This is a genomic window from Okeania sp. SIO2F4 (assembly GCF_010672385.1).
GTDB lineage: Bacteria > Cyanobacteriota > Cyanobacteriia > Cyanobacteriales > Microcoleaceae > Trichodesmium.
The window spans coordinates 1-6,480 of record NZ_JAAHGT010000544.1 but is presented as its reverse complement, the minus strand read 5'-3'; the positions used below and the strand labels follow the sequence as shown (position 1 = coordinate 6,480).

General features: G+C 32.5%; 7 protein-coding genes and 1 pseudogene. All 8 read right to left on the bottom strand.

Annotated features, from left to right (window positions below):
• A partial coding sequence (locus tag F6K22_RS27090) for an ATP-binding cassette domain-containing protein (RefSeq protein WP_293105226.1) occupies positions 1 to 139 on the bottom strand: 139 nt, incomplete at its 3' end.
• A gap of 237 nt (positions 140 to 376) precedes the next feature.
• Complete coding sequence (locus tag F6K22_RS27085) at positions 377 to 1,384, bottom strand: hypothetical protein (protein WP_293105223.1); 1,008 nt, start codon at positions 1,382 to 1,384, stop codon at positions 377 to 379.
• Between the two features lie 16 nt (positions 1,385 to 1,400).
• Positions 1,401 to 1,823, bottom strand: coding sequence for a hypothetical protein (locus F6K22_RS27080; protein WP_293105220.1), 423 nt, complete (start codon positions 1,821 to 1,823; stop codon positions 1,401 to 1,403).
• A 534-nt stretch (positions 1,824 to 2,357) separates the two neighbouring features.
• Positions 2,358 to 3,431: a BMP family protein gene (locus F6K22_RS27075; RefSeq protein ID WP_293105218.1), complete on the bottom strand. Its 1,074-nt coding sequence runs from the start codon at positions 3,429 to 3,431 to the stop codon at positions 2,358 to 2,360.
• Positions 3,432 to 3,762: 331 nt separating this feature from the next.
• Positions 3,763 to 4,371 (bottom strand): macro domain-containing protein, encoded by a 609-nt coding sequence (locus tag F6K22_RS27070; protein ID WP_293105215.1) that lies wholly within the window; start codon positions 4,369 to 4,371, stop codon positions 3,763 to 3,765.
• 390 nt (positions 4,372 to 4,761) lie between these two features.
• A complete protein-coding gene (locus F6K22_RS27065) occupies positions 4,762 to 5,244 on the bottom strand; it encodes a DUF2656 domain-containing protein (RefSeq protein ID WP_293105212.1) in 483 nt (160 codons plus the stop codon).
• Positions 5,245 to 5,623: 379 nt separating this feature from the next.
• Positions 5,624 to 6,013 carry a DUF6163 family protein gene (locus tag F6K22_RS27060; protein WP_293105209.1) on the bottom strand — a complete coding sequence of 130 codons (390 nt, stop codon included), beginning with the start codon at positions 6,011 to 6,013 and terminating at the stop codon, positions 5,624 to 5,626.
• A gap of 189 nt (positions 6,014 to 6,202) precedes the next feature.
• Positions 6,203 to 6,480: pseudogene (locus tag F6K22_RS27055) on the bottom strand (transposase); the annotation flags it as partial.

Sequence of the window (6,480 nt, the reverse complement as noted above, 5' to 3'; positions counted from 1 at the left end):
TCATTAAGGTGGTTTTTCCTGCACCATTTTCTCCTAGAATGGCATGAATGGAACCAGCAGCAATAGAGATATTAATATTATCGTTGGCGAGAAAGTTTCCGAAGTTTTTTGTGATATTTTCTAGACGTAAGTATGTCATTTCAGTTATCAGTTATCAGTTATCAGTTATCAGTTAGCCTCCTGGGTCGTAACTGTGCTTTTTCCTTTCCTTCAAAATGCTGCGAAAACGGAATGCTCCGCAAAAATATCGCGTAGCGTTAAACGAATATATTATATTGTTTAGATAAATTGAGTTGTTGATAATTACTACGAGTGGGAAAAACTTACATAGATTTTCAGTATAGTGGATTCTTCTAAAAAGTAAGACTTTACAGTTCTATTTAGTTATCTGCTCTTGGCATAGAGAACACAAATTTATTTCCACATTGCGTGATTTACTTTCCCTGTGAATATCAGCTTTATTTTTACTAACAATTATTTCACGTTGTGCATCATAATTAATTAAATGGTCGTACATTAATGCTTTCCAATATTGACAGTCTTTACTGTAATGATAATTTTTACTCTTTACATCCCAAATATATTTATTTTCTGCTTTGTTTGTTATATCTGAAGCTAAAGATATCTCAATTAATTGTCTTGTTGTATACAAATTTTTCAATACAGACGGACAAATTTTTGTGTAATTACTTTCGATTTCTTGATTCACCTGCTTCAAAATATCTTCGTATTTTATACCTGGAGTATTTTTTGTTTTACGATATATTTTACGAATAATTTTGTTCACTTCTACATGGTTGTTCGGCCTGATTTTAATTTGGTGAAAGTTTAAAATTTTTTTGCATTTCCTTGGAAGCTTTTCCAAGGTTTCTAGTATTTTTTGCTCCAAGAACTCAATGTTTTCAAATATTCTTCTATGTCCCTCAAAATTACCACCACCAAGTCTATCTATAATTTCTAGACAAAGCCAGTATACATAAACTTTATTGTTCAGATTTTTGATATATTCTTTGTTCCTACTATCATTATTCTTTCTTTTTTTACTTTGTAGTTTTTGTTGTGCATAATGATTAATTTTATTTTCAAAATTTCCTCCTAAGCAACATTTAATTAAATTACTAAGTTCGGCAAATGGAAAACTAATAAAAATAAAATAATTAATAACAGAATTAATAACTGGAATACAATTAACTATTGCCATTAATCCCCAGAATAAAAATACTGATACAAGAAAAATTGAAACGCCTAGTCTGCGTAAAATTGAATCATCTAAATCCCCCTTATTAAGGGGATTAAAAGTACAGCCCATGTAGATATTTTTTGCTTGATGAATATTACCAATCTGATTGGAATTATCACCAGCATTTTGATTAATCTCAGACATTATTTATGCTAACTATCTACATACTAATATTGCCTGCTGAACCAATTTGACCAATCTGTTTTGCGTTGTCTCCTGCTGTCTGATGAAAATTTCCTGTCTGTTCAATATTGATACCAGTGGAAGTGGGATTCTTTTCTTTCATTAATTGTTTGACTTCTTGTGCTAGAGTTTCATCAGTTTCCAGTATTTTTTTCAATTGTTGCCTTAGAGCAGCTTTTGCATCTTCGTCATTAAGTTCTTTAGCTAAATCTTCTACTGCTTCCTTAGCTGCTTCTTTAGACTCTATTTTTGGCCATAGCTTTTGCCAAATAGCTTTTGCTCTTTCCCATGTATCCTTTCCAACTTCTCGCAAAAGTCCTTCACTTATTTTTTCACTTCCTTTAATTAAGTATGGTAAGGAGGGAGCTAAGAGTGTTACTAATTCTGCTGGATCTACCATAAAAAGTCTTTTAAAATAGATAAATATGTATCATTTAGAGTCTAGCACAGTAAACAAACATCAATAATAAAATACTAGAAACTATTCTACAATCGTAAAAATATGACTCGTTATTCTATTTGATAGTTCATTATAGATTTGCCTATCCTACTAACTAATAATTTGCTTTCTTACCAAATTACGAAATGCTTTTATGGTTTAATTTCTACCTAGGTTTTGATAGAGATGGCGAGATTCCGGAATAACTTCAGTTAAGGGTAAATAAGGAAAATAAGCACTAAAATTCTACTCTGTTTTGAGACCGCTATATTTATCACGCCTAGTATAAAAAAACATGTTTTTGTTATGAAAAAATATGACAAACTTCTTCCTTATTCCCTCTTCCTTCTTACCAATGGATAATTGATAATTGATAAATTCGGTTTAAAGCCTCTCCTTTTAAGGAGAAAGTAAAGAAATAATATTTCCTTATCTTCAATCAAGAACGGTTTTAACCAGAGGTAATTATCCATTATCCATTAATAAATTCTTCCTTTATTTAATACAAACTTTTTCTTGACTACCTTCTGAACAATCTACAAATTGCAATTCTCCAGCTAACATTTGCTGCTGAGTTTCTTCTAATTTTTGCTTAACTTTCTCTGGCAAAACATCATTCAAACGACCTAACTTAGTAATTTCTGGATTTTCAATTCCTAAAACATATTTTTCTCCTTTAACTTGATTATTTTTCACCAAATTAGCAACGTAAGCGATCGCTCCTCCGACATCCTGCACTGCACTGGTCAATACTGCTTTTGGGGCAACATCTAACTGATCTGTAGTATTACCCACTGCATAAATTCCTTTTTCTTGTGCCGTTTGTAAAACTGCCGGAGCAGCATTATCTAATAAGTGATAAATCACATCAACTCCTGTAGAAATTAAAGCCAAAGCTGCTTCTTTTCCTTTAGCAATATTATTAAAATCTCCAGTGTAACTAATCACAACTTCAACACTGGAATTTACAGACTTAGCTCCTAACTCAAATGCCCGACCTTGTAAGTTAGTTCCCTTAAAAGATAAACCCGTAATATAAGCAACTTTATTAGTTTTAGTCATCAAACCAGCAACCACACCAGCAAGATAACCAACTTGAAAATAATTTGTTGTTACCGAAGCATAATTTTCCCCGGCAATATTACCATTAACTCCCAAAAAAAATGTATCTGGAAATTGACTAGCTACTTGTTGAATAGCAGCATCAAATTGTCCGCCATGACCAACCACTAAATCGTAACCTTTCCTGGCAAAATCAGAAAGAGTTTCTGTTTGGTCTGGTTGAGCCACATTTTCCACATAAATCATCTCACCATTTAATTTTTCGGCTGCTTTTTTTACTCCTTCATAACCAGATTGATTCCATCCTCCATCGGTAATAACTCCAGGCAAAGCAATAGCAATTTTAAAAGTTTCGGAACTACCATCGGAATCTGTAGAATCATTACCAGGATTTTCTGTGAGAATCATAGTCGAAGGAGAATCAGCACAAGCTTTTAATAATAAGCTAGTTGCTAAAGTGGCTGAAATGTACCCAATAAATGAACGTCGATTGAATTTTTTAGTCATATTTTTTATTTGGATTAGAGCGAGTCTGATTAATTAGATATAATAAAATTTATCTTCTCTCTGGAGATAGAATCTAGCAAATTTATCCTACTCCTTACTCCCTAATAACTTTCATTTTTGAGTAAGTTAGGTGAGCATAAATAAACGTAATATTAGAGGGCGGGTTTTGATAACTAGCTCGTTCTTATGTCAAGGCTTTCGGTTAAACCCGCCCCTACAATTTTTTGAACTTTTAATTAGACCTATCTACTTATTTAAAGAGAAATGATATTATAAGTATTTATTTAGCGTAGTTAAGTTTAACATTTTAAAGTATAGCTAAAAATAACTTTTATTCCTCCTTGTTCAAATCTCCTTCTTCCCAAATTTGGAGTTGTCTTTCTGCAGCAATAAAATTGTTGATTGATTTAGGCGGATAAACAAAATGGTCATAAGCAAGAGCCATTTGTCTAGCTGCTTCCTGATAGGAAACTTGACCGATTCCTGTACCCAACCCTGGACAGACAACTGTTCTAATTTGTTTCTCTTGCTGACGGTTATGGCGTCGTATTGCAAGTAACATTGCCCACATGGCGACGTAAGGAATATCAGTACCAGCAATAGACATGGGTACTCGCATGGTAGGAGTATGAGCAAGAAAGGGATGTTGAGGATGACCTGTTTCAACTATCATGGATGTACCTACAGGTTGTTCTCCCAAATATTCATCTAAAATTTTTTGCTGAACTAAAGTCATTAAATAATCACCAAAGTATCTAATAATTGCCGCATCCATGCCACCATCCATAAGTCCAAAGGAATTAGCTGGACTTACTAAACAGTCATATTCTGGCACTGACTCAAAATAGTTATTAATGATTTCTATATTGGGTAAATAATGAAAATTTTCTTGAAAAGCGTTAGACAAAAGTGGGTTGGGAGCTACTAAAATAAGTTTCATAATAATATCATTCCGTAAGCATTCAGCCATCAGCTATTAGCTATCAGCTATCAGCTATTGATAAGAGGAAGAGTTCAATAATTAATAATTACCTCTTCTTATAAAGAAGAGGATTGGCTAAAAGGAATTTTTTTCTTTGAATGGAGAGGCTTTATATCTTAATTTTTCGGTAAGCATTCAGATATTAGCCTTCAGTTTTTAGCTTTCTCTTCGTAATAATTCTGCACCAACCAACTAAAACTAATTAATTAAGAAAGATTAGCAAAGAATACTTTTAGAGGAATTTTTAAATTTTGCTGAATCTTTTAACTTTGATTCTTCCTTCAAAAAGAATAAGTTAATGGCTGACAGCTAATAGCTGATTGCTGAATGCTTACAATCATAAATAAATTAGGCAAGAATATTTTTCATTTCTACTTTGAAAATATTTTCAATTGTTTTACCGGCTGTTTTTTCATCCCACTGGAGAGTATTGAGAAAAGTTTCTGCTGCATGAGTTTCCACAACATCAACACCCCATTCTCCTGGTTGGAGAGTATCAGGAGAATCACTTAATGGAGGAGTTTTTTTCAAACCTCCTAGAATCAATACATCTACAATTAAATCCTTGCCATTTTTTTGAGTTATCCGTTTTTCTATTAATGCTTCAGCGCATTTTTCACCAACTTGAGGCGGAGAAAAAATCTGAGTTTCAAATAAAATTTCTACCATCCAATGAGGATGATTTAATTGCCGACATTTTAGCTGTGGATATTTGCTTAAACCATCGATAAATACTTGAGCAAATTCGTCTCGGTTTAATTCAGGTACTGTATTTTCTGAAAGTTCAAAATTGTGAGAAAGTAACATTCGTCCGGTTTGAGATTCAGGCATTTCAGTTATCAGTTATCAGTTATTAGTTATCAGTACCTCATGCAATAGGGAGGCTTGAAATACTGAAGCTTACTTTTTTTACCCTTAAAAGGAGAGGCTTGAGACCCTATTTTTTCCTCATTTTTTTCTGTGTTCTTTGCACAGTAAACTTTAAATCACAATTTTATATATTACCAGACGATAGATACAATTTGTACATATATCAATTTCTAATAAAAATACTCTCTGATATCAATTTACTTTAAATATGTCACAAATAGTTTCAAAACCAATAGGTGAAGTAATTTCCGGAAATTACTGTAGCATTAAAGTTTTGAGCGTACAAAATCTTACTTTTGACTTTTGACTTTTGACTTTTAACTTCCGTGAAACGGTATGACTACTTTCTCCACAATAATAAAACTAAAAATACTGACAGTAAAATTACTTCTGTTCCTAATAAACCATAAATAGTTTCTCGCTGTTGTTGGGTAAAAGCAAAGTAATCAATAAAAACTGTATAAATCGCAAACTGAGAAATAATTCCCACTAAAAAGCAAATAATTCCCCAAGCTTTTCCTCGCCATAAACCGATGGCAGCAACAATATCAAGTATTCCATAAACTATATCTCCTATTTGCCAAGTTAGAGGAGTTTCTAACCAGGGTTGTTCGCCGAAACCTACTATATTTGCAATATGAATTAATCCACTGTAGGTAAAGACAAAAGCAAGAATTTTTAGATATATTCCCATCCAGAAATTATTGGCAATTTGTGCAAGATAATTCATAATTTTGTTTTGATAAAATTTTGATAACTGTGGGTTTAATTGACAAATAATTAATAAAATCCGCACTTTTGTTCAGAAGATATTTTTAACAGTTGCTTCTTCCCCACCAACTTTAAGAATGGGAATAATTGGGAATAATAAGGAAGTAGGGAAGCAAACGAAATTCAGACTTTTTTCAAAAGATATTTTTTAAGAATCTGACTGATAAATTTGGCGCAATTGCTCGATAGTTTCCACAGTTTTGAGAGAAGCAAGAATTGTTTCTAAAACCTGAATATTTTCAATAGTATTAATCTCGGAAAATATCTCTTTTCCTGATTCACCAAATTTTAGTTCTAATCCGATTTCTATTCCAGAAATTATGCCTCGTTGTTCCCCAATTTCAATTCCACGTTGTTCACCTAGTTGTTCCCCAATTTCAATTCCTAGTTGTTCAGCAATTTCTACTCCTTCTTGTAAGATTTGTT